20 protein-coding genes are annotated in these 22,371 nt (G+C 64.7%); 14 read left to right on the top strand and 6 right to left on the bottom strand.

Annotation, left to right across the window (positions count from 1 at the left end; all coding sequences use genetic code 11):
* Positions 1 to 104 precede the first annotated feature (104 nt).
* The 3 genes from I6F20_RS07695 to I6F20_RS07705 all read left to right on the top strand — a co-directional run bounded on the left by I6F20_RS07695 (position 105) and on the right by I6F20_RS07705 (position 3,097).
* Positions 105 to 1,124 (top strand): polysaccharide deacetylase family protein, encoded by a 1,020-nt coding sequence (locus I6F20_RS07695; protein WP_036033905.1) that lies wholly within the window; start codon positions 105 to 107, stop codon positions 1,122 to 1,124.
* Positions 1,125 to 1,131: 7 nt separating this feature from the next.
* Complete coding sequence (locus tag I6F20_RS07700; protein ID WP_225125654.1) at positions 1,132 to 1,683, top strand: dihydrofolate reductase family protein; 552 nt, start codon at positions 1,132 to 1,134, stop codon at positions 1,681 to 1,683.
* A 298-nt stretch (positions 1,684 to 1,981) separates the two neighbouring features.
* Positions 1,982 to 3,097 carry a helix-turn-helix domain-containing protein gene (locus I6F20_RS07705; protein WP_225125655.1) on the top strand — a complete coding sequence of 372 codons (1,116 nt, stop codon included), beginning with the start codon at positions 1,982 to 1,984 and terminating at the stop codon, positions 3,095 to 3,097.
* 3 nt (positions 3,098 to 3,100) lie between these two features.
* Here the strand turns inward: I6F20_RS07705 and I6F20_RS07710 are convergent, their stop codons facing one another.
* Positions 3,101 to 3,553: a DoxX family membrane protein gene (locus I6F20_RS07710; protein ID WP_036000486.1), complete on the bottom strand. Its 453-nt coding sequence runs from the start codon at positions 3,551 to 3,553 to the stop codon at positions 3,101 to 3,103.
* A gap of 352 nt (positions 3,554 to 3,905) precedes the next feature.
* Entirely contained in the window at positions 3,906 to 6,215 is a 2,310-nt protein-coding gene (locus I6F20_RS07715; protein WP_225125657.1) for an NADP-dependent malic enzyme, read from the bottom strand.
* Positions 6,216 to 6,454: 239 nt separating this feature from the next.
* Between I6F20_RS07715 and I6F20_RS07720 the strand changes: the two genes are divergently transcribed.
* Positions 6,455 to 8,419 carry an aq_1923 C-terminal domain gene (locus tag I6F20_RS07720; RefSeq protein WP_225125659.1) on the top strand — a complete coding sequence of 655 codons (1,965 nt, stop codon included), beginning with the start codon at positions 6,455 to 6,457 and terminating at the stop codon, positions 8,417 to 8,419.
* A gap of 44 nt (positions 8,420 to 8,463) precedes the next feature.
* Here the strand turns inward: I6F20_RS07720 and I6F20_RS07725 are convergent, their stop codons facing one another.
* Together I6F20_RS07725 and aspS are read right to left on the bottom strand one after the other, a co-directional pair.
* Positions 8,464 to 8,619, bottom strand: a complete 156-nt coding sequence (locus I6F20_RS07725; RefSeq protein WP_158284410.1) for a hypothetical protein — start codon at positions 8,617 to 8,619, stop codon at positions 8,464 to 8,466.
* 169 nt (positions 8,620 to 8,788) lie between these two features.
* Positions 8,789 to 10,561 (bottom strand): aspartate--tRNA ligase, encoded by a 1,773-nt coding sequence (gene aspS, locus I6F20_RS07730; RefSeq protein WP_225125661.1) that lies wholly within the window; start codon positions 10,559 to 10,561, stop codon positions 8,789 to 8,791.
* 197 nt (positions 10,562 to 10,758) lie between these two features.
* Between aspS and I6F20_RS07735 the strand changes: the two genes are divergently transcribed.
* The 4 genes from I6F20_RS07735 to I6F20_RS07750 are packed head-to-tail and all read left to right on the top strand — an operon-like array spanning position 10,759 to position 13,495.
* The gene (locus tag I6F20_RS07735) at positions 10,759 to 12,231 is read left to right on the top strand and encodes a protein adenylyltransferase SelO (protein WP_225125663.1); all 1,473 of its coding nucleotides are present in this window, start codon (positions 10,759 to 10,761) and stop codon (positions 12,229 to 12,231) included.
* Between the two features lie 12 nt (positions 12,232 to 12,243).
* A complete protein-coding gene (locus I6F20_RS07740) occupies positions 12,244 to 12,816 on the top strand; it encodes an SEL1-like repeat protein (protein ID WP_225114143.1) in 573 nt (190 codons plus the stop codon).
* Positions 12,813 to 13,247 carry a hypothetical protein gene (locus I6F20_RS07745; RefSeq protein WP_225114144.1) on the top strand — a complete coding sequence of 145 codons (435 nt, stop codon included), beginning with the start codon at positions 12,813 to 12,815 and terminating at the stop codon, positions 13,245 to 13,247. The genes I6F20_RS07740 and I6F20_RS07745 overlap by 4 nt, the downstream gene beginning before the upstream one ends.
* On the top strand, positions 13,244 to 13,495 hold the full coding sequence (locus I6F20_RS07750) for a hypothetical protein (RefSeq protein WP_225114145.1): 252 nt from the start codon (positions 13,244 to 13,246) through the stop codon (positions 13,493 to 13,495). The genes I6F20_RS07745 and I6F20_RS07750 overlap by 4 nt, the downstream gene beginning before the upstream one ends.
* Positions 13,496 to 13,499: 4 nt before the next feature.
* Here the strand turns inward: I6F20_RS07750 and I6F20_RS07755 are convergent, their stop codons facing one another.
* Positions 13,500 to 14,510 carry a M23 family metallopeptidase gene (locus I6F20_RS07755; RefSeq protein WP_225125665.1) on the bottom strand — a complete coding sequence of 337 codons (1,011 nt, stop codon included), beginning with the start codon at positions 14,508 to 14,510 and terminating at the stop codon, positions 13,500 to 13,502.
* A gap of 251 nt (positions 14,511 to 14,761) precedes the next feature.
* Between I6F20_RS07755 and I6F20_RS07760 the strand changes: the two genes are divergently transcribed.
* From I6F20_RS07760 to I6F20_RS07775, 4 genes are read left to right on the top strand one after another with little or no spacing between them, the layout of a single operon-like run.
* The gene (locus tag I6F20_RS07760) at positions 14,762 to 15,613 is read left to right on the top strand and encodes a phosphodiesterase (RefSeq protein WP_225125667.1); all 852 of its coding nucleotides are present in this window, start codon (positions 14,762 to 14,764) and stop codon (positions 15,611 to 15,613) included.
* Between the two features lies 1 nt (position 15,614).
* On the top strand, positions 15,615 to 16,565 hold the full coding sequence (locus I6F20_RS07765; RefSeq protein WP_225125669.1) for a carbohydrate ABC transporter permease: 951 nt from the start codon (positions 15,615 to 15,617) through the stop codon (positions 16,563 to 16,565).
* Entirely contained in the window at positions 16,562 to 17,431 is an 870-nt protein-coding gene (locus I6F20_RS07770; protein WP_225125671.1) for a carbohydrate ABC transporter permease, read from the top strand. Before I6F20_RS07765 ends, I6F20_RS07770 begins: the two co-directional genes overlap by 4 nt.
* Before the next feature lie 11 nt (positions 17,432 to 17,442).
* Positions 17,443 to 18,774 carry an ABC transporter substrate-binding protein gene (locus I6F20_RS07775; protein ID WP_225125673.1) on the top strand — a complete coding sequence of 444 codons (1,332 nt, stop codon included), beginning with the start codon at positions 17,443 to 17,445 and terminating at the stop codon, positions 18,772 to 18,774.
* 76 nt (positions 18,775 to 18,850) lie between these two features.
* On the opposite strand, the gene I6F20_RS07780 is transcribed toward I6F20_RS07775, so the two are convergent.
* The gene (locus I6F20_RS07780) at positions 18,851 to 19,840 is read right to left on the bottom strand and encodes a zinc-dependent alcohol dehydrogenase family protein (protein WP_225125675.1); all 990 of its coding nucleotides are present in this window, start codon (positions 19,838 to 19,840) and stop codon (positions 18,851 to 18,853) included.
* Positions 19,841 to 19,943: 103 nt separating this feature from the next.
* Between I6F20_RS07780 and I6F20_RS07785 the strand changes: the two genes are divergently transcribed.
* Both I6F20_RS07785 and rnd read left to right on the top strand, forming a co-directional pair.
* Entirely contained in the window at positions 19,944 to 20,843 is a 900-nt protein-coding gene (locus tag I6F20_RS07785; protein ID WP_225125677.1) for a LysR family transcriptional regulator, read from the top strand.
* Between the two features lie 351 nt (positions 20,844 to 21,194).
* The gene (rnd, locus tag I6F20_RS07790) at positions 21,195 to 22,343 is read left to right on the top strand and encodes a ribonuclease D (RefSeq protein WP_036000537.1); all 1,149 of its coding nucleotides are present in this window, start codon (positions 21,195 to 21,197) and stop codon (positions 22,341 to 22,343) included.
* Positions 22,344 to 22,371 lie beyond the last annotated feature (28 nt).

The raw sequence follows: 22,371 nt of genomic DNA on the forward strand, positions 1-22,371 counted from the left end.
GCGATGGCCCACCATCTAGGCTAGGATTGTTTTGGGCAGGACGGTTTTTGCCGCAGGCGAAAAGCCACGGCGGAACAACGGGATCAATCTCGAGGGACATCACCATGCGCGTGGCGGCAGGACTGATTTTAGCAGGTGCGATGTCGGTGGCGCTCTCCGGCGCCGCATGGTCGCAGACGCCGGCCGCGAAGCCCGCGGCCGCACCGCAAGCCGCGCCGGCGGCAACACCAGCGGCTGCAACGTCCCCAGCTCCAGCGCCCGCAGCAGCGGCCGCGGCGCCGGCGGGTTTCGTCAATCCGCCTCCGCCGAAACAGCCGCCGCAGCCGGCCCGCGCGGCCTGCAACACACCGGGCGCACTCGGCGTCGCCCGCACCGTCGAGATCGACACCACGGGCGGTCCCGGCTTCGGCTTCGAGCATTTCAAGGAGCTCGACTTCCTGCGCGACAAGGAGGTCGTGCTGACCTTCGACGACGGCCCCTGGCCGCGCAACACGCCCGCGGTGCTGAAGGCGCTCGCGGACGAATGCACCACCGGAATCTTCTTCATCATCGGCAAGCACGCGACCTACGAGCCGGAGGTCCTCAAGCAGGTCTACGCAGCCGGCCACACCGTCGGCGCCCACACTTGGTCGCACGCCAACCTCAACAACAAGAAGCTCAACGAAGCGCAGCGCAAGGACGAGATCGAGAAGGGCTTTGCGGCGGTGAAGTGGGCGCTCGGCGGCATCTCGCCCGCGCCGTTCTTCCGCTTCCCGGCGCTGCAGCATCCGCCCGAGATGGTCACCTATCTCGGCAACCGCAATGTCGCGAGCTTCTCCTGCGACATCGACTCGTTCGACTTCAAGGCTTCCAAGCCCGAGAAGATCGTCGAGACCGTGATGAAGAAGCTCGACACCAAGGGCAAGGGCATCATCCTGATGCACGACTTCCAGAAGCACACCGCGGAGGCCCTGCCCGAGCTGCTCAAGCGGCTGAAGGCCGGCGGCTACAAGGTGGTCGCGATGCGCGCCAAGTTCCCGGCCTCGACGCTGCCGGAATACGACCAGGAGCTGCTCAAGGACCTCAAGCTGCCGACGGTGAGTCAGCGCCCGGTCAATTCGGTGGTGACCACCGTTTCCGAATAGTAGGCCATTGTCTTTCCGCTTCGAAGGCTACGTCATCGTCTCCGCGGACGGCATGCTCGCCGATCCGTCGCACATCATGCCTGAGACGTTGAAATTCGAAGGTGACAAGCGGTTCTTCGAGCAGGCGCTCGATCGCGCCGCGCTGATCGTGCACGGCCGCAACTCGCACGAGCAGCAGCCGAATTCGGCCAGCCGCAAGCGGCTGATCCTGACCCGCAAGATCAGGGACCTCACCGTCGATCCGGAGATGCCGAACGCGACGCTGTGGAATCCTGAGCATGCGAGCTTCGAGCAGGCCTGCGCCTTCGCCGACGTCGCCTCCGGCATGGTCGCCGTCATCGGCGGACCGGTCGTGTTCGACCTGTTCATGGATCGCTACGACACGTTCTGGCTGTCGGAGGCTCCGCATGTGCGGCTGCCCGGCGGCGAGGGCTGCTTCGTCGGCGTACCCCAGCGGACGCCTCACGAGGTGCTGGCTGCGCGCGGGATGAGGCCGGGTGCGCCCTACCTCCTCGACGCGGCGCATGAGGTGACCGTGACCCCGTGGCGGCGGGGGTAGCCTGCCGGCAGTGGCGGCGCTTACGCCGGCTCCGACTCCAACTGGAAAAACAACCCCATGCACAGTACCGGCAACATCATACCGCTCCACATATTGCTGGTGTGCCGTTCTAAAATTGGTCCCGCCGCCGGCCAGCGCAAAGCCGGCTAGCATATTTGCCGAGACCCTAAAATCGGCCCCGACGGCGGTCGTGGCGCTATAGCCAACGTCCGAGGCGCGGCGTCAATACGGGCCAACGGCTGCGACACACCGCATCAATAGACTGAGACAAAAGAGCAAAAACTAACCCACGGCCAGAATGAGCGACGACTGCACGACGACTAGTCCGACGGACGCTTCCGGATTGAATGACGATGTCGCCCCGATATCGTCCCTGCTGCCGGCATTCGGCTTCAGCGCCGATCAGATGGAGACGGAGGCGAACATCGCAGCGTGGCGGGAAGCCGTCGCCACGCTGTTCGAGGTGGACGAGCTCGCCGCCGCCGAACCGGGCCCGTTTCGCGCCGACCTCAGCTCCTACGCCTTGGGACCGGTGCTGATCGGGCTGAGCCGTGCCAGCGGCCAGCGTTTCCGCCGGACGGCCGAAACGATCGCGCGCAGCGGCGTCGACCACATCATCCTCCAGCTCTATCTGAAGGGCGGCTATGACGGCGTTGCTGGCACACGGCCGATGCGCGTACGCGCCGGCGACATCTGCCTGTTCGATCTCGCCCAGACGCTGGAAACCAAGGCCACGGCGTTCGAGAATGTCACGCTGGTCGTGCCGCGCCCGATGTTCGCCGCCCATCTCTTGCGGGTTGATGATATGCATGGCCTGGTCCTGCCGGGCAGCAGCGTGATCGCACGATTGCTGGCGGGGCACCTCACCGCCCTGTTCGAATTTGCCCCGCGCATGAGCCTCGACGAATGCCAATCCGTGGTCGAGGGCACGGTGTCGCTGCTGGCCGCGTGCCTTCGCAACGAAATCGAACGGGGCGAGGCCGATGCCGACCATGGCGTCGCGGCAAGCCCGTCCTTGATGCGGATCCGCCAATATATCGAGGCTGGCCTTGCCAGCGAGGATCTGTCGGCCAATTCGATCGCCGCCCATTTCGGCCTGTCCCGGGCCTCGCTGTACCGGCTGTTCGCCCCGGTCGGCGGCATCGCCGACTACATCCGCAGCCGCCGGCTGCACCGCGCCTTCTTCGACCTCGCCAATTCGGGCGCGCGGGGCCCCCGGATCAGCGAGGTGGCACGGCGCTGGCAGCTCGGCACCGACGCACATTTCACGCGCTCGTTCAAGGCCGCCTACGGCATCACGCCCCGCGCCGCACGGGAGGCCGCCCTGCTCGGCCGACAGCGCGGCAGCGATGGAGCGAGCAGCGCGACGATTTCCCGCTGGATGCGCGAGATCGCGCCGCCGAGAGCGGAGTGACCGCTAGACGTCGCCGTAGGCCGCCTCGGCCGGACGCGTGGTGCGGCCATAGCCGATGATCATGCAGAGCGCGCCGATGATCGAGAGGTTCTTGAGCGCGTCGACCAGCATCTTGGCGTTGTCGGGCGCCGCCATGTTCCAGAAATCGTAGAACAGGACGGTCGCGACGGCGACGTAGACGATCAGCAGCATCGCGAAGAAACGCGCGCCGAAATTCAGCGCGATCATCAGCCCTGCAATGATCTCGAGCCCGCCGATCGCGATCGCCAAGAGCTGCGGCGTGGTCATGGCGGTCGCCGTCTCGACCTGCTGGGCATAAGGCGCGACGACATCGGGCACCACGAGCTTGGTTGCGATGACGTCGGCGGTGGCCTGGATGGCAAACAGCTTGGTCGCGCCCGTGTAGATGAACAGCACGGCGAACAGGATTCGCCCGAAAGTCACGAACGCTGGCATGATCGGCCTCTTGGCAAGCTCAGAGCGCAGAACGCTTGAGGAGATTATGGAGAGTCGTGCGCCGGTTTACAAACGGGGAAATGGCGAACTGATAGGAATTCAAAATTGCCGGTCTCTTCCCTTCTCCCCCTTGTGGGAGAAGGTGGCTCGCCGCGAAGGGCGAGACGGATGAGGGGTATCTATCGGCACGGGCAACTCGCGAGATCCCGACTCGCGGAAACAGCCCCCTCATCCGGCGCCACGGCCGAAGCTTCGCTTCGGCGTCGCTAAGAACGGCGGCCGAAGGCCGCCTATGCCACCTTCTCCCACAAGGGGAGAAGGATTGCACCTCCAGCGGCGCGACAGCGGTGCCTTACGTAAACAACGTCGGTTGCTGCCGCGAGGCGCGTTCCTGCGCTTCCACCACGGCGACTGCGGTCATGTTGAGGATGCCGCGCGCCGTCACCGAGGGGGTGAGGATATGCGCGGGCCGCGCCGGGCCGACCAGGATCGGGCCGACGGGCAGCGCGTCCGCGAGCGACTTGATCATCTGATAGGCGACGTTGGCGGTATCCAGGGTCGGCATGATCAGGATGTTGGCCTCGCCCTCCAGCTTGGAATGCGGCAGCACCATCCTTCGCGCAGCTGCGGAGAGTGCGGTGTCGCCCTGCATTTCGCCGTCGGCCTCGATCTCCGGATGCTTGTCCTTCAGAAGCTGGGTCGCCAGCCGCATCTTGCGTGAGGAATCGGTGTCGTAGCTGCCGAAATCCGAATGCGAGACGAAGGCGATCTTTGGCTTGATGTTGAAGCGCTGGACGTGGACCGCGGCGAGCGATGCGATCTCGGCAAGCTCCTCCGCGCTCGGATTGGGGCGAACTTGCGTGTCGGCGATGAAGAAGGCGCCTTTGCTGGTGATCAATAGCGCCAGCGCCGCATAGTCGCTGATTCCAGGCGAGAAGCCGACGATCTCGCGGACATGGCGCAGATGGCTCATGTAGCGGCCCTCGACGCCGCAGAGCATGGCGTCTGCTTCCCCGCGCGTGACCGCGAGCGCGGCGATCACCGTATTGTTGGTGCGCACCACGGTGCGGGCTGCATCCGGCGTCACGCCGCGGCGACCGGCGACCTCGACATAGGACTGCACGTAGGAGCGGTAGCGCGGATCGTCCTCGGGATTGACGAGGTCGAAATCCTTGCCGGCCCGGATCGAGAGGCCGAAGCGCTTGATGCGCGCCTCCACGACCGACGGACGGCCGACCAGGATCGGCCGCGCCAGCTTTTCCTCCAGCACGACTTGCGTGGCGCGCAGCACGCGCTCGTCCTCGCCTTCGGCATAGATCACGCGCACCGGCTGGGTCTTGGCCTTGGCGAACATCGGCTTCATGACGAGGCCGGAGCGGAAGGCGAAGCGCTCGAGCAGCGCGGTGTATTCGTCGAAATTGGTGATGGGGCGCGTTGCGACGCCCGATTCCATCGCCGCCTTCGCCACGGCCGGCGCGATGCGCAAGATCAACCTGGGATCAAAGGGGCTCGGGATCAGCGAGCCCGGACCGAAGCCCTGCGTCTCGCCGGTGTCGAAACCCTGCGCGACGGCATCCGACGGCGCCTCGCGCGCGAGCTGCCCGATCGCCTCGACGGCGGCCTGCTTCATCTCCTCGTTGATCGCGGTGGCGCCGACGTCGAGCGCCCCACGGAAGATGAAGGGAAAGCAGAGGACATTGTTGACCTGGTTCGGGTAGTCGGAACGGCCGGTGCAGATCATGGCGTCGGGGCGCGCCTTGCGCGCCTCTTCCGGCATGATTTCCGGCACCGGATTGGCGAGCGCCATGATCAAAGGCTTGTCGGTCATCGCCTTGGCCATCTCCGGCTTGAGCACGCCCGGCGCCGAGAGCCCAATGAAGATGTCGGCGCCGCCGATCACGTCGGCGAGCGTGCGCTTGTCGGTCTTCTGCGCATAGACCGCCTTCCAGCGGTCCATCGAGGTGTTGCGGCCCTCGTGCACGAGGCCGTCGATGTCGCAGACCCAGATGTTCTTGCGCTGCGCGCCCATCGAGACCAGGAGATTGAGTGTCGCGATCGCCGCGGCCCCTGCCCCCGACGCGACGATCTTGACCTCGGACAGCTTCTTGCCGTTCAGCCTGAGGCCATTGGTGATGGCGGCGGCGACGATGATCGCAGTGCCGTGCTGGTCGTCGTGGAAGACCGGAATCTTCATGCGCTCCTTCAAGCGCGCTTCGATCTCGAAGCATTCCGGCCCGCGGATGTCCTCCAGATTGATGCCTCCGAAGGTCGGCTCCAGCGCGGCCACGGTCTCGACCACGCGGTCGATGGTGTCGGCGGCGATCTCGATGTCGAACACGTCGATGCCGGCGAATTTCTTGAACAGGACCGCCTTGCCTTCCATCACCGGCTTGGAGGCCAGCGGACCGATATTGCCGAGGCCGAGCACCGCGGTGCCGTTGGAGACCACGGCAACCAGGTTGGCGCGCGTGGTGAGCGTGGCCGCCTCGGCCGGATTCTTGGCGATCTCGGTGCAGGCCGCGGCGACGCCCGGCGAATAGGCCAGCGCGAGGTCGCGTTGATTGGCAAGCGGCTTGCTTGCCTGGATCTCGAGCTTTCCAGGGCGCGGCAGACGGTGGTAGGCGAGCGCCGCCTGGTGGAGATCATCAGAATAGGACGACATGCGGTGTCTCGCCTCGCGTTACCGGCCTCAAAAATGCGATTCGACGGCCCAAGCGGACCGTATTTCCGGGTCATGGAAACGGGATGAAGCACGGCCGAAGGCCCGGTGGCAACATCCGATTGCATCCCCGTCAACAGGGCGCGCCGTCAAATATTTGAAACCATAGCTTTCTCTGGACCGCGCGGCGTTTCGCGAATATGGCAGGTTGCGCGATCCAAAATCGGCAATCGGAGCTGGGAATGAAGCGAATCCTGATCGGCCTCGTCGTGGCAGCGGTGCTCGCCGCGGGCGGATGGTTCGGCTTCAATCTGTATGTGCAGAACCGGGCGACCGCCGAGGTCGAGGCGGTGTTCGCGCAGATCCGCTCGGGTGGGGGCAAGGCGAGCCATGGCAAGATCGGGTTCGAGCTCGCGACCCGGACGCTGACGGTGGAGGACATCAAAGTCGAGCCTGCCCAGGCGCAGCTCGCCACCTTGAAGGTCGCCAAGATCACGGCCGTCGGTGTGCGCCAGCCGGACGAGGCTCGTTTCTCGGCCGACAGCATCGAGGCGTCGGGCGTCGAGGTCGGCTTTACATCCACCGAGCGGATCACCGTGAAGGCGAACTACAAGCTCCCGCAGATCACCGCGCGCAATTTTTCCGGCCCGACCCGCGCAGAGGGCACGCCGGTGACCGGCTCGATTATCGACATGTACCGCTTCATCCTCGCGCAATACGCGAACATCTCGGCGTCGGAGATCGCGGTGCCGACCCTCGAGGTCAACGTCGATGCGGGCGGCAATGCCGGCGGCGGTGATTATGTCTATTCGGGCGTGTCCATCCAGAACGTCAACCGGGGCAAGATCGAAACGGCGAAGATGGACCGCGTCGCCCTTACGGTCGACCTGACCCAGCCGGGCAGGCCCGCGAAGATGACCGGCGAATTGTCCGGCCTGGCCATCTACGAATTCGACCCAACCGCCGTGAGGGCTGCGCTCGATCCGCAAGGATCGAACGACGACAATTTTCACAGGATCTATCGGCGCATCTCGGTCAACTCCTATGTCGTGACGGCGGCTCCCGGCATGCGCATGCAGGTGGACGGGTTCACCTTCGACGACATTGCCATCCGGCCCTCGAAATTCCGGCCGGCCGAGATCATCGCGCTGGTGCCGGCCGACGGCTCGATCCCAACGCCGGCACAGTCGCGTGACATGATCGAGAAGGTGGCCGACCTCTTCGACGGCTTCCAGATCGGCAAGGCCGAAATTGGCCGGCAAACGGCCGAGACGCCGCAAGGGACGGGACGGCTCGACGCGGTCAAATACGATCAGGACAGAATAACGCTGGAGGGCCTCGACATCCCGATGCCGCAGGGCCAGTTCAAGATGGACCGCTTCGCGTTGAAGTCCTTCAGCGTGGCAAATCTGATGCGCTGGGCGGCGAGTCTCCAAACGCCGGGACGGCCGCCCTCGCCCGATCAGATGGTCGGCCTATTCCGCGTGCTCCAAGGTGCCGAGATCAAGGGCGTGGTCTCGCCGTACAAGACGACGCGGCAGCTCTTCACCATCGATACGATCAGCCTGAACTGGGGGGAGTTCGTCGGGCCGATCCCGAGCAAGGTCAATCTGGTCGTGAAGATGGTCGCGCCGACCGATCCCGCCAATCCGGCGCTGCAGCCGCTGATCGTGGCAGGCGTGGACAAGCTGGCGATCGATCTGGATCTCGGCGCGGCCTGGACGGAATCGTCGGGCGCGTTCGCGCTCGCCCCCGCTACGCTCGATCTCGGCAACCTCGCCAGGCTGCAGACCCGCGTCGCGCTCGTCAATGTGCCGCGCGGCCTGTTCACGACCGACCCGGCGCAGGCGATGGGTCAGGCAGCGCTGGTCGAAACCGGCGCGCTTGAGGCCTCGCTGCGTGACGGCGGCGTGGTCGATCTCGTCGTGGCGCAGTTCGCACGCATGCAGAATGTCAGCCGCGATGCTGCCCGCAGCGCCATCGTCGCGATGATCAGGGCGCAAGGCGAGAAGATCGCAGGGACCAATAGCGATGCCAGGGGCGCGGTCGACGCGCTCGCCGGATTCGTGGAAGCGCCGGGGCAGACGCTGACCATCAAACTGACGCCCCGCGCCAAGGTGCCGTTGATGCAATTGATGCAGCTCTCGCAAACCGACCCGCAGAGCGCGCTGGCGCAGTTCAGGATCGAGGCCTCGACGGGGCTGTAGTTCGATCTCCCGGATGCGGCTCGGGAGGGCTTCAACTCGTGTCGTCAGTGAAGTCCCGTCGGTCCGGGGCGACCGGGCATGCAGTCTTTCATCGTTCCCCCCTTCAGGAGGCGGCAGTCCCAGTAAAAGTCGAGCATCATGCCGGCGATAAGCAGCGCAATCACTGCCAAGACTAGGGCGGCGACGCGACTGTTGCTCATTGAGCTCTCCGTCCACGACGCGACCTTAGATCGATGTCACGATTAACGTCAACTTGAACACGACGAAGACGAAAAGAGCAAGTTCACCGGAATTCTTGGGCCCCAGCTCAGCAGCGCATCACTCGCGTGCCGCGCTGCGTCCGGGGCACCAGACTAGAAACCGTCAAATTCACTTCTGCGGCAGGTTGACCCGCACATGCAGCTCGCGGAGCTGTTTTGTGGTGGCTTCCGACGGGGCGCCCATCAGGAGGTCCATGGCCTGCTGGTTCATCGGGAACAGCGAGATCTCGCGCAGATTCGTGGTGCCACAGAGCAGCATCACGATGCGGTCGACGCCGGCGGCCATGCCGCCATGCGGCGGCGCGCCGTACTGGAAGGCGCGGTACATGCCGCCGAAGCGGTCGACCACTTCCTGCTCGCCGTAACCTGCGATCTCGAACGCCTTCACCATGGCTTCCGGCACGTGGTTGCGGATGCCGCCCGAGGCGATCTCGTAGCCGTTACAGGTGATGTCGTACTGGAACGCCTTGATGGTCAGCGGATCCTGCGACTTCAGCGCATCGAGCCCACCTTGCGGCATCGAGAACGGGTTGTGCGAGAAGTCGACCTTCTTGTCGTCCTCGTTGTACTCATACATCGGGAAGTCGACGATCCAGGCGAGCTCGAACCGCTCCTTGTCGGTGAGGTTCAATTCCTCGCCGACCTTGTTGCGGGCGAGACCTGAGAACTTCCAGAACTTGTCGGGATCGCCGGCGACGAAGAAGGCGGCATCGCCTTCCTTGATGCCGAGCTGCGCGCGGATCGCGGCGGTGCGCTCGGGCCCGATGTTGTTGGCGAGAGGACCTGCGCCCTCGCCGCCCTCGCGCCACATGATGTAGCCGAGGCCGGGCTGGCCCTCGCCTTGCGCCCACGAATTCATGCGGTCGCAGAAGGCGCGGCTGCCGCCGCCCGGTGCCGGGATCGCCCAGACCTGGTTCTTGGGATCTTCGAGCATGCGCGCGAACACCTTGAAGCCGGAGCCGCGGAAATGCTCGGAGACGTCCTGCATCTCGATGGGATTGCGCAGGTCCGGCTTGTCGCTGCCGTACTTGCGCAACGCCTCGGCGAACGGAATCCGGCGCCAGCCCTTGGTCACCGGCTTCCCCTTGGCAAACTCTTCAAAGACGCCCGTGATCACAGGCTCCATCGCCGCGAAGACGTCTTCCTGCGTCACAAAGCTCATCTCGACGTCGAGCTGGTAGAACTCACCGGGCAGACGGTCGGCGCGCGGGTCCTCGTCGCGGAAGCAGGGCGCGATCTGGAAGTAGCGGTCGAAGCCCGACATCATCAGCAGCTGCTTGTACTGCTGCGGCGCCTGCGGCAGCGCGTAGAACTTGCCGGGATGGATGCGCGACGGGACGAGGAAGTCGCGCGCGCCTTCCGGCGAGGACGCGGTCAGGATCGGCGTGTTGAACTCGAAGAAGCCCTGCCCCTCCATGCGCCGGCGCATCGACTTGATGATCTCGACGCGCGTCATGATGTTCTGGTGCAGCTTCTCGCGACGCAGATCCAGGAAGCGATACTTGAGGCGGATGTCTTCGGGATATTCCTGGTCGCCGAACACCGGCAGCGGCAGGTCGCCGGCCGGTCCCAGCACCTCGATCTCGCTGATGTAGACCTCGACCTTGCCGGTCGGCAGATCGTCGTTGTCGGTGCCCTCGGGGCGGCGGCGGACCTTGCCGTCCATCTTGACCACGAATTCCGAGCGCAGCTTTTCGGCCAGCGAGAACGCCGGCGAGTCCGGGTCGACCACGCACTGGGTCAGGCCGTAATGGTCGCGCAGGTCGATGAACAGCACGCCGCCATGGTCGCGGACGCGATGGACCCAGCCGGAGAGGCGGATGGTCTCGCCGATGTTGCTCTCGCGGAGCGCGCCGCATGTATGTGACCGGTAGCGATGCATGGTCGTCCCAAAATCAATGTCTGAAGGAAGCGAATCGAACGGCCCGTGATGGCCGGTCCGAAGTTGCGGCAGGGTTTACCCCGGCAGGACGGGGGCGGCAACCAAGGGAACGGCCGGATTTGGACCTCAGGTGCCCATTTTTGGCTTATCCGGGGGCGAACCTTTGCCGATTGACGTTCCAGCCCTATCTTGAGGTCATGACGGTGCATTTCCCCTTCCAGAACTCCTATTCGGCGCTGCCGGACAACTTCTTCGCCCGCGTCGCGCCGACCCCCGTCGCCGCGCCCCGGCTGATCAAGCTGAACCGGCCGCTGGCGGTCCAGCTCGGGCTTGATCCTGATGTGCTGGAGACCCCTGAAGGCGCGGAAATCCTGGCCGGCAAGACGGTTCCCGCCGGAGCGGATCCCATCGCCATGGCCTATGCCGGGCACCAGTTCGGGCATTTCGTGCCGCAGCTCGGCGACGGCCGTGCCATCCTGCTCGGCGAGGTCATCGACAAAGACGGCGTCCGCCGCGACATCCAGCTCAAGGGAAGCGGCCCCACCCCATTCTCCCGCCGCGGCGACGGCCGCGCGGCGCTCGGCCCGGTCTTGCGCGAATACATCGTCAGCGAGGCCATGTTTGCGCTGGGCATCCCGACCACGCGCTCGCTCGCCGCGGTCGTCACCGGCGAGCACGTCATCCGCGAGACCGCGTTGCCCGGCGCGGTGCTGACCCGCGTCGCCTCCAGCCACATCCGCGTCGGCACCTTCCAGTTCTTCGCCGTCCGCCGCGACACCGAGGCGATCCGCCGGCTCGCCGATCACGTCATCACGCGCCATTATCCGGACCTGCTCCACGCCGAGCGGCCGTATCACGCACTGCTCGCCGCCGTGGTCGCGCGCCAGGCCGAGCTGATCGCGCGCTGGCTGCTGGTCGGCTTCATTCACGGCGTGATGAACACCGACAACAGCTCGATCTCGGGCGAGACCATCGATTATGGTCCGTGCGCCTTCATGGATTCCTACAATCCTGCCCAGGTGTTCTCCTCGATCGACGAGATGGGCCGCTACGCCTATGCCAACCAGCCGCGCATCGGCTTGTGGAATCTGACGCGCCTCGCCGAATGCCTGCTGCCACTGTTTTCGGACGAGCAGGAGAAGGCGGTGGCCGAGGCGCAGGACATTCTCGGCGCGTTCTCCGATCAGTTCAGCGCCGCCTATCAGGCCGGCCTGCGGCGGAAGGTCGGCCTGTTCACCGAGCGCGACGGCGACGATGCGCTGATCCAGGACCTGCTGGATGCCATGGCCAAGAACCAGGCCGATTTCACCCTCACCTTCCGCAAGCTGGGCGACGCCGCGGCCGATGAGGGCGCCGACGTGCGCGCGCAGTTCATGGAGCCCGCAGCCTTCGACGAATGGGCCGGCCGCTGGCGCGCGCGCATCGCGCTGGAGCCACAGAGCGCAGCCGAGCGGCAGGCCGCCATGCACGCGGTCAACCCGATCTTCATCCCGCGCAACCACCGCGTCGAGGCCGTGATCCAGGCCGCGGTGAACGACGAAAATTACGCGCCGTTCGAGGAGCTGGTGAAGGTGCTGGCGAAGCCGTTCGAGGACCAGCCGGAGTATGCAGCCTACGCCGATCCGCCGCTGCCGGATCAGCGCGTGTTGCAGACGTTCTGCGGGACGTGAGGCAAGCGGAATATGCATCCCGAATGGCGCCTCGAAGTGGCGGAACTACTTGTTGCCCGACGCTATTCGGAAGCGCTCACGCTGGTTCGCCAAGCGATCGAGGAAGGCAACATGTCCGCACGCGTGATTCTCGCGAAGATGGGCGAGAATGCAGGCCTCGTGCGTGATGAGGTCGATCGTCTGATCGATGAGGTCGAAACTACCATGGCCCCCGCAGACGTCGAAACGCATCTCGAATTGAGTAGCGCGTATGACCGAAGGCTCGGCAACCTCCCCTATCTCGAGAAGGACAGGCGGTGCTTCGATCACCTGCTGAAAGCGGTCGAACTCGGAGCCGGACCGGTTTACACGACCGCGCTGGCCATCAAATACGGGATGGGCACGCTGTCCGTTGAGGCCAATCAGGACGAGGCCGTCCGCTGGCTCAAACATGCAATCCAGCAAGGTAGCGTTGAAGCCGCCGATCAATTGCAGAGGCTCTATCGACACATCGAGCAAACGCGGCGCAAACGCGAGATCTCCGGCAGCAATGCGTCCGCCCACTCGGTCACTCTGGTCCAGCGAACTGAGAGCGATCGGTCGTGATCACGCAACTCCCGGACGACTTTCGGTTCTCCGGACCCGAAATGCCGCTCTGCTCCCTCGCAATTCGGATCGCAGACCTCGCAAAACGCTTCGGCTTCACGTTGATCCATTATCAGGACGACGGCCTCGGCTGGGCCGCCTCGATGTTCGTGAGGCTGGAATCCGGGCGGCCCCTCTTTCTGACCGAGCACGCGCATGCAGTCGAGCACCTCGGCGCAAAGGGCCCTGTGGTCGAGGTTGATGCGCAAGATATCGCGGAGATCGATGTCAAACCATTTGTCGGCGAAGTGTTGGAGGCTTTCCAGCTGTCACTCCAGGATGCCGACTGGATCACGCCGGTCGACAGGGCCTATGCGCGCGATTGGATCCGCTGGTGGGCCGACCATGTTGCGAAGCGAGATCGAGCGGGCAACGGAGAGTCGCCGACATGAATGATCCACTCACTGCCGACGAGATCGAGGCGATCAAAGCGCGATGCGAACAGGCTACCGCCGGTCCGTGGAAATCGTTCATCGAGACGCGCGAGAATATCAGCGGATCTGACTTCATCCAGACCGAAGGTGAGGATATTTACCTCACCGGCGCAACGGAAGCCGATCAGGACTTCATCGCTCACGCGCGGCAGGACATTCCAAGACTGATCGCCGAAATCGAGCGTTTGCGCACGATCGATCGTTAACCCCCTACTTCGTCGCCTTCCTGACGCCGCCGAACGATGCCACGTCGAATTTCTGAGGATCGACGGTCTCGTAGCGTGACCACTCCATGTCCGGCATCTTGCCGTAGCGTTCGCTCCAGGCCTTGTCCGTCGTCGTGTTGCCGGGAGCGACGGGGCGAAGCTCGAAATGCAGCACCTTGCTCGGGCCGATCTCGCCGATCGTGTCCTTCGCTTTAACGGTTGCTCCCACCCTAAGTGTCTCGCCTTTCGGACCGACCACGCGGCCGAGCTGGACGTAGCGCGTGTAGACGATGCCGCCATTGGGATAGGTGTGCTTGAGCACGACGTATCGGCCGCAGCCGCCGATCCCGGGAAAATCGGCCGGGGCCTGCTCGCCGGCCTCGATCTTGACGATAACGCCGTCCGCCATCGCTGCCACCGGAGCGCCCGGCTTGTCGGCGGTGAAATCGACACCGGGATGCTCGTCGTGGGTCCAGCATCCGCAGGATGTCATCGTCGTGTCCGCCGGCTTGTCGGCACGTGGAAAGCTGCGCGGGGTCAGGAATTCGTTGACCAGCAGTCCCGGCCCGTCGGGCGAGGTGAAGGCATGGATCGCATAAAGCGAGAGCTTGCCGCCGACCGGCACCTCGTTCGGGAGAAACCCGTAAACCACGTCCTGCATGAAGACCTTGAGCTCGCGCCCCTTGGCGGAGCGCACCGTGATGCAGTTGGTCGCCTGCAGGCTGTCGGCATCCTGCTTGGGCATGCCGCTCATGATCAGAGACCGCTTGAGCGCTCCATTGGCACACGGCTCGCCGTGAGAGGCCAGCGTGACATCGAGCTTCAGCGGCGACATTGGGTAGACGTCCATGCCGGTGGCGGGCCGCCGGCGCGCCAGGAATTCGTCGAGATCGGTCTCCTTGTAGCGGGCGAAGTTGAACTCGGCCGCGGTCGCACGCGGACCGGTGCTCAACACGGCAAGCAGGACGGAGAAAGAAGCAAGCAATCCCAGCTTGCGGAAGACTCGCGGCGGCATTGGGGAAACTCGTGATGCAATGAGGCTTGGACCAGCAAACCATGACCGTATCTTCACGGCAAGGTAGCTTCTCCACTGCAGCGCAATCGTGAGGCGCCGTCCCCGTCGCATCTGCCCGCCGAAGCGTGTCCACATGTTCAGCAGGCCACGGGAACCGCTGTCATCAAACTGAAACACACGCGCTCTAACGGGCTGAGAGCGCCGTCTTGCCGGAGGCGCCGATCCTCCAACCGTCCCGATTTAGGCGCGCCATGCCCTTCAAATTCATCCACCTCACCGACACGCATCTCGCGAATCCCGGCTCGATGCTCTACGGCCTCGATCCGCGCGCCCGGCTGGATGCGGCGATCGCCGACATCAACAAGCATCAGTCCGACGCTGCGTTTGCGGTCGTGACCGGCGACCTCACCCATTGGGGCGAAGCTGAATCCTACGCCAACTTCGCCGATGCGATGGCGGCGCTGAAACTTCCCTACATCGCGATGGTCGGCAATCACGACAAGCGCGTCACCTGCCTGGACGCGCTGAAGGCGGCGCCGCGCGATGCCAACGGCTTCGTGCAGGGCACGCGCACCACCGAGCACGGCCTGTTCGTCTTCCTCGACACGCTGGACGAGACCAGCCATGCCGGCGAGATGTGCGCAAGGCGCCTCGGCTGGCTGGCGAGCACGCTCGCCGCCGCATCCGCCGACCAGGAATTCGTCGTGTTCATGCACCATCCGCCTTTCCCGGTCGGCGTCCACGCCATGGACGAGATCGCGCTGAAGCAGAGCGCCGAATTCGCGGAAGTCATCGCGCCCTATCGCGCGCGGATCCGCCACCTTTTCTTCGGCCATGTGCACCGGCCGATCTTCGGCAGCTACGGCAAGATCCCGTTCTCGACGCTGCGCGGCACCAACCACCAGGTCTGGTTCGAGCTCGACGTTGCGGCCAGCGAGCATCTCGCCAGCCACGAGCCGCCGGCCTATGGCGTCGTACTGATCGACGACGAGAACCTCGTCGTGCACAGCCACGATTTCCTCGACCAGAGTCTGCGCTTCCCCTTCGAGCCGCCGGCGGGAGTGGACGGCCGCGACTACGCGCTCAATTTCCGGGCGCGATGAGATGAGCCTCGCTGAACCCGCGGCTCTCCCGGTCGCGACGTCGGCGGCACCGCGTCTACACCTCCTGAAGCGGTTCACGAGCCGCGTCAAGGCTTCGCTGCCGGCCTATTTGCTGCTCCTGCCCTCGCTGGTCTTCCTCGCGCTGTTCACCTATGGCGCGATGGGGCGCGTGCTGATCGATGCGCTCTATCAGCGCGCGACGCCGAAGGCGCCGGTGCGTTTCGTCGGCTTTGAGAACATCAGCGCGGTGCTTGCCGATCCCGCCTTCGCGGGCGCCGTCGTCAACAATTTGATCTACGCCGTCGGCACGGCGGTGCCGAGCATCGCGCTGGCGCTGCTGTTCGCGCTGGCGCTGGCGCGCACCAACGCCGTGACCAGCGCGCTGCGCGCTGCACTGTTTCTGCCGGTGCTGATCCCCATGGTTGCGGCGTCCGCACTCTTCCTGTTCATCTTCCTGCCGAATGTCGGCCTGCTCGACTATTACATCGGCCGGCTGCTGCCGGTGCTGCCGAACTGGCTCGGCGATCCCGACATCGCGCTCTATGCGATCATGGTCATCACGATCTGGAAGAATGCCGGCTATTACATGCTGTTCTTCCTCGCCGGCCTCCAGGCCGTGCCCGAGGACGTGATGGAGGCCGCGCATCTCGACGGCGCCGGACCGTATCGGCGGCTGCGCCACATCATCCTGCCGGAGCTCAAGCCCACCTTCCTGTTCGTCACCGTCATCGCCACGCTGAATGCGGTGACGCAGGTCGACCACGTCTTCGTCATGACCCAGGGCGGGCCGTCCAACGCGACCAATCTCGTGCTGTTCTACATCTACCAGCAGGCGGTCGAGCACTACGACATCGGCAAGGCCTCGGCGGCGACGCTGCTGACGCTGGCCGCGCTGATGGCCCTCACCGCGCTGTCCTTCCGCACCATGGCGAACCGCGAGGGCGGGCCATGAAGCTGTTTGATACGCTGTGGAAGGACGCCCCGCTCGCCACCCGCGGCGAGATCACGCCCAAGCTCGGCTTCGCCCTGACCGTGCTGCTCGCAATGGTCTGGCTGATCCCCTTCCTGTGGATGGTCGTCGCGACGCTGCGCCCGGCCTCCGACGGCATCAACGCCATGGCCGAGCTGATGCCGAGCCTCAAGCCCACACTCGACAATGTCAGAGACGCCTGGGAGATCGGCGACTTCCCGCGCTACACGCTCAACACCACGATCATCTGCACCGGCATCCTCCTGGTGCAGTTCGTCACGATCACGCTGGCCGGCTTTGCCTTCGCGCGTCTGGATTTCGCCGGCAAGACGCCGATCTTCTACCTGTTCCTGATGCAGCTGATGCTGGTGCCGGTGCTGCTGATCGTGCCGAACCTGTCGCTGGTGGCGCAGCTCGGTCTCTACGACACGCTCACCGGGGTGATGATGCCGTTCTTCGCCTCGGCCTTCGGCACCTTCCTGATGCGCCAGGCGTTCGAGGCCATTCCGACCGAGCTGGAAGACGCAGCCCTGATCGACGGCGCGGGCCTATTCCAGCGCATCCGCCACATCTACGTGCCGCTGTCGATGCCGAGCTTCTCGGCCTTCGCCATCATCTCCGTGACCAGCCACTGGAACGACTTCCTGTGGCCCCTGATGGTGATCAATTCGCCGGACAAGCGCCCGCTCACGATCGGCCTCTCCGTTTTCACCAAGACCGCCGAAGGCACGCAGGCCTGGGGCACCATCGCCGCCGGCACGCTCATGGTGATCGCGCCTCTGCTCGTCGCCTTCCTGATCTTCCAGAAACGCTTCATCAGCTCTTTCGTCACCTCAGGCATCAAATAGGAGATTTTCCGATGCTGTTCTCCCGCAGGCTCATGCTCGGCCTTGCCATGGTAGGCACCATGGCAGGCGTCCTCGCCATTCCGGCCAAGGCCGAAGGTCCGACCGAGGTCGACCTGTTCTTTCCCGTCCCCGTCGACGGCAAGCTCGCCCGCGACATGGGCACCCTGATCAAGGAGTTCAACGAGACTCATCCCAGCGTCAAGGCGACTGCGGTCTACACCGGCTCCTACGACGACACGCTGATCAAGACGCGCGCCGCGATCAAGGCCGGCAAGCCGCCGGCCGCCGTGATCATGTCAGCGAACTTCCTGCTCGACATGCAGATCGAGAACGAGCTCACCAATCTCGATGCGCTGATCAAGGCCGACGGCACCACCAAGGAGCAGTTCCTCGGCCAGTTCTTCCCGGCGCTGCACGGCAATGCCGTGATCAACCGCTCGGTCTACGGCGTGCCGTTCCACAATTCGACGCCGCTGCTCTACATCAACGCCGACAAGGCCAAGGAAGCGGGCCTTGATCCGAGCAAGCCGCCGCAGACCTGGGCCGAGGTCACCGACTGGGCCAAGAAGCTGACCAAGCGCGAGGGCGACAAGGTGACCCAATGGGGCATCGCGATCCCCTGCGCCTACGACTATTGCGGCTGGATGATGGAAACGCTCACCATGAGCAATGGCGGGCGCTACTACAACGAGGAGTTCGGCGGCGAGGTCTATTACGACACGCCCTCGATGCTGGGTGCACTGACCTGGTGGAACGACCTGATCTACAAGCACAAGGTCCACACGCCCGGCGCTACGCCTGGTCCTGCCGTCAGCACCTCCTTCATCTCGGGCAATGCCGCGATGATGATGCTGTCGACGGGCTCGCTCACCTATGTGCGCGACAACGCCAAGTTCCCCTACAAGGTCGCCTTCATCCCGCGCAACGTCCGCAACGCGGTGCCGATCGGCGGCGCCTCGCTGATCATGCCGGCCGGGCTTGAGGCCGACAAGCAGAAGGCCGCCTGGACGCTGATCAAGTGGATGACTTCGCCCGAGAAGAGCGGCTGGTGGAGCCGCGCCACCGGCTATTTCGCGCCGAACATGGCCGCCTACAAGACGCCGGAGATGGTCGAATTCCTGGCCAAGAACCCGGACGCCAAGACCGCCGTCGAGCAGCTCGACGTCGCAAAGCCGTGGTTCGCGACCTACAAGACCGTGCCGGTGCGCAAGAACCTCGAGGACGAGGTGATGCTGGTCCTCAACGGCAAGAAGCAGCCGAAGGAAGCTCTCGCCGCCGCCCAGAAAGCCGCCGACGAGACGCTGAAGCCATACAACGCGGAGACGTCGCTGAAGCTGCCGTAAAATCGGCTGTCCATCGCACGAACAAGCTTCGGCGCCCCGTCATGCGGGGCGCCGAATGCGTTGGGAATGCGCTCGATCAGATCGTCACCACGATCTTGCCGAACTGATCGTTCGACTCCAGAAACCGATGCGCTTCGACGATGTCCTCGAAGCGGAACGTCCTGGCGATGACCGGCTGCAACGTGCGATCCGACAGCCCGTCGAGAATGAACGCCTTGGCCTGCGCAAGGCGCGCCGGATCGCGGATGATCTCGTGCACGAGGTAGCCGCGCAACACCAGGCTCTTCGTTAACACGTTGAATAGCGGAAACGGCGTCGGCTCAGGACTCAATCCACCATATTCGATCAGGATTCCGCCCGGCGACATGGCCGCGGTCAGCGGCTCGAACGCGGGACCACCGACGGCGTCGAAGACGACGCGGACCCCGTTAGATCCGGCGATGGCCTCCAGCCGCGCCCGAATGTCGTCTTCGTCCGAGGCGACGACATGGGCCGCGCCGGCATCGCGCAAGGTTCCAAGCTTGGCCGAGGTCCGCGTCAGCGCGACCGCCGTCGCGCCGACCCGGTTCGCAATCTGAATCGCCGCAATCCCGACGCTGCTGGATGCAGCGGTGATGGCGACAATGTCCCCTCGACCAAGTCGGGCGATGTCGACCAAAGCGCCGTAGGCCGTCAGATACTGCATCCACACGGCCGCCGCCTTCTTGAAGCCGAGCTCCGGCGGATGTTTCACAATGAGTTCGGCCGGAAACGTCGCGAGCTCGGCATAGGCCGGCCATCGCACCATCGACAGCGGCGGCACGATGCTCACGATATCGCCTGGCACAAAGCTCGTCACATCGTCCCCGACCGCTTCGACGATGCCGGCCGCCTCCAACCCCAGCCCCGACGGAAATGTCGCGCGCTCGATATAGGTCCCCCTTCGCAACAGGGCCTCGGCGCGATTGAGGCCGAGTGCCTTGACCCGGATCTGCACCTCGCCCGTCGCCGGTGGCGGAACATCGATGGTCTCGATGCGCAGCACGTCGGGACCACCATGGCGATGAAAGCGAACGGCGCGGGCCATGGATGCACTCCAAAACAGTTGAACTGAATAGAGCTATGCCGTTCCGTACGAAGGGGATAAATCGCCGAAGCACGCCAACAGTCGAAACCAGGAGTTTCCAATCATGGACCGCCTGACCAGCATGGCCGTCTTCGTCAGGGTCGTCGATCTCGGCTCGTTCGCGGCTGCGGCCGACGCCCTGGAGATGTCGGGGCCAATGGTGGGCAAGCACGTCCGCTTCCTCGAAGAACGCCTCGGGGCACGGCTCCTCAACCGCACCACGCGGCGCCAGAGCCTGACCGACGCCGGCCAAGCCTACTACGAACGCTGCCGCGCGGTGCTGAGCGAGGCCGACGCCGCAGATAGCGTCGTTGCCGACCAGTTGTCGGAGCCGCGCGGCAGGCTGCGCGTCACCATGCCGGCCCTGCTGGGACGGCACTGCATTGCGCCGTTGCTGATGAAGCTCGCGCGGAAATATCGGCATCTCGAACTCGACCTCTCGTTCGGCGATCCGATTGCCGACATCGTCGAGGCCGGCTACGATCTGGCAATCCGAACCGGCGATCTCGACGACCAGTCCGGCCTGATCGCACGGCGCATCGCAAGCCAGCGCATGGTGGTATGTGGCGCGCGGTCGTATTTGCGCACGAGCGGCAAGCCGAAATCGCTCGACGATCTCGCCGCCCATCAAGCGATCATCTATCGCGGCTCAGGGCGTGTCCGGCCGTGGCTCTTTCCGCAGGAGGGCGCGCCTCCGCGCGAGATCATGCCATCGGGCCGGCTCCGACTCGACGACCTGGAGGCGATTGCCGATGCCGCGGCACAAGGCATGGGTCTCGCCTGGCTTCCCTATTGGCTGGTCCGCGAGCGCCTCGACACGGGTGCGCTGGTCAATCTCTTCAGCAGTCAGCCCCAATTCCTCTACGAGTGCCACGCTCTCTGGCCGCGCTCACCCCGGCTGCCGCCGAAGGTGCGCGCCGCCGTGGACATCCTCGCGACCGGCTTGCCGAAGCTGATGGCGTGACCATGGCTGCGCCCAATTAACTTCTCGTCCACCATCCGGCCCGGCCTGGCGCCGGTAACCACGAGAATTAACAGACCCTCAACGCACCCCCGACAAATCTATCAATGTTTCTGGAGATTTCGCCGTGGATCTGTTGGTTTTCGAGTTCCTGGGATTGGCCTTGGTCGCCATGTGCGTGATCGTGGTGGCGCTGCCCTGCGCCCGCAAATCCTCGCACCGGATCCGTTACGAATAGGAATTTCGTCGGAAAGGGACGATTCCGGCCCGATGCAAGGCTCGAATTCGCTTAGAGCCCCTTGACATCACAGCACTTTCGGCGGAACGGCTGATACCAAGTGTCATGGGCCGTTCATGGATTTAATTACCACCACCGCTGACCTCGCGGCTGCCTGCAGCCGGCTGGCCAAGCACCCCGTCATAACAGTCGATACCGAATTCCTGCGCGAGACCACTTACTACCCGCTGCTGTGCGTGGTGCAGATGGCCAGCGCCGAGGAAGCCGTGGTCATCGACACCCTGGCCGAGGGGATCGATCTCAAGCCGTTCTTCGAGCTGATGGGCAACGAGGGCGTGCTCAAGGTGTTTCACGCCGCCCGCCAGGACATTGAGATCATCTGGCACCAGGCGGGCATCATCCCGCACCCGGTGTTCGACACCCAGGTCGCTGCGATGGTGCTCGGTTACGGCGACAGCATCGCCTATGACGCGCTGGTCGAGAAGGTCACCGGCCACCGCCCGGACAAGACCCACCGCTTCACCGACTGGTCGCGCCGGCCGCTGACCAAGGAGCAGATGCATTACGCGGTCTCCGACGTCACCCATCTGCGCGACGTGTTCGCCGCGCTCGACGCCGACCTGAAGAAACGCCGCCGCAGCGAATGGGTCTCCATCGAGATGGAGGTCCTGACCTCCCCCCGCACCTATGATTTCCATCCCGAGCGCGCCTGGGAGCGCCTGAAGACGCGGGTCCGCAAGCCCAAAGACCTCGCGGTGCTGATGGAGGTCGCGGCCTGGCGCGAACAGGAGGCGCAGAGCCGCGACGTGCCGCGCGGCCGCGTGCTGCGCGACGAAGCCGTCACCGATATCGCGACCCACGCGCCGACCACGCTGGAGAAGCTCGCCCATCTGCGCTCGGTGCCGAAGGGGTTCGAGAAATCCAAATGGGGCGCGGACATCATCGCCGCGGTCGAGCGGGGGCTGGCGCGGGACTTCTCGAAGCTGCCCAAGCTGGAGAAACCGCGCAACAATTCCAACGGCGCCGCCATCGTCGAGCTGTTGAAGGTGCTGTTGCGGATGACCGCCGAGCGCCACGCAGTCGCAAGCAAGGTGATCGCGACCGTCGACGACTTAGAGGAGATCGCGGCGGACGATGAGGCCGACGTGCCCGCCTTGCGCGGTTGGCGCCGCGAGCTGTTCGGCGACGCCGCGCTGAAGCTCAAGCGCGGCGAGCTCGCGCTCGCGATCGAGAAAGGCCGCGTGATCGGGGTGCAGCGGGCGTAGGGGCACGCTGTCGCGCCGATTTCCCGTC

It is taken from the genome of Bradyrhizobium sp. IC3123 (genome assembly GCF_020193625.1).
Taxonomy (GTDB): Bacteria; Pseudomonadota; Alphaproteobacteria; order Rhizobiales; family Xanthobacteraceae; genus Bradyrhizobium; species Bradyrhizobium yuanmingense.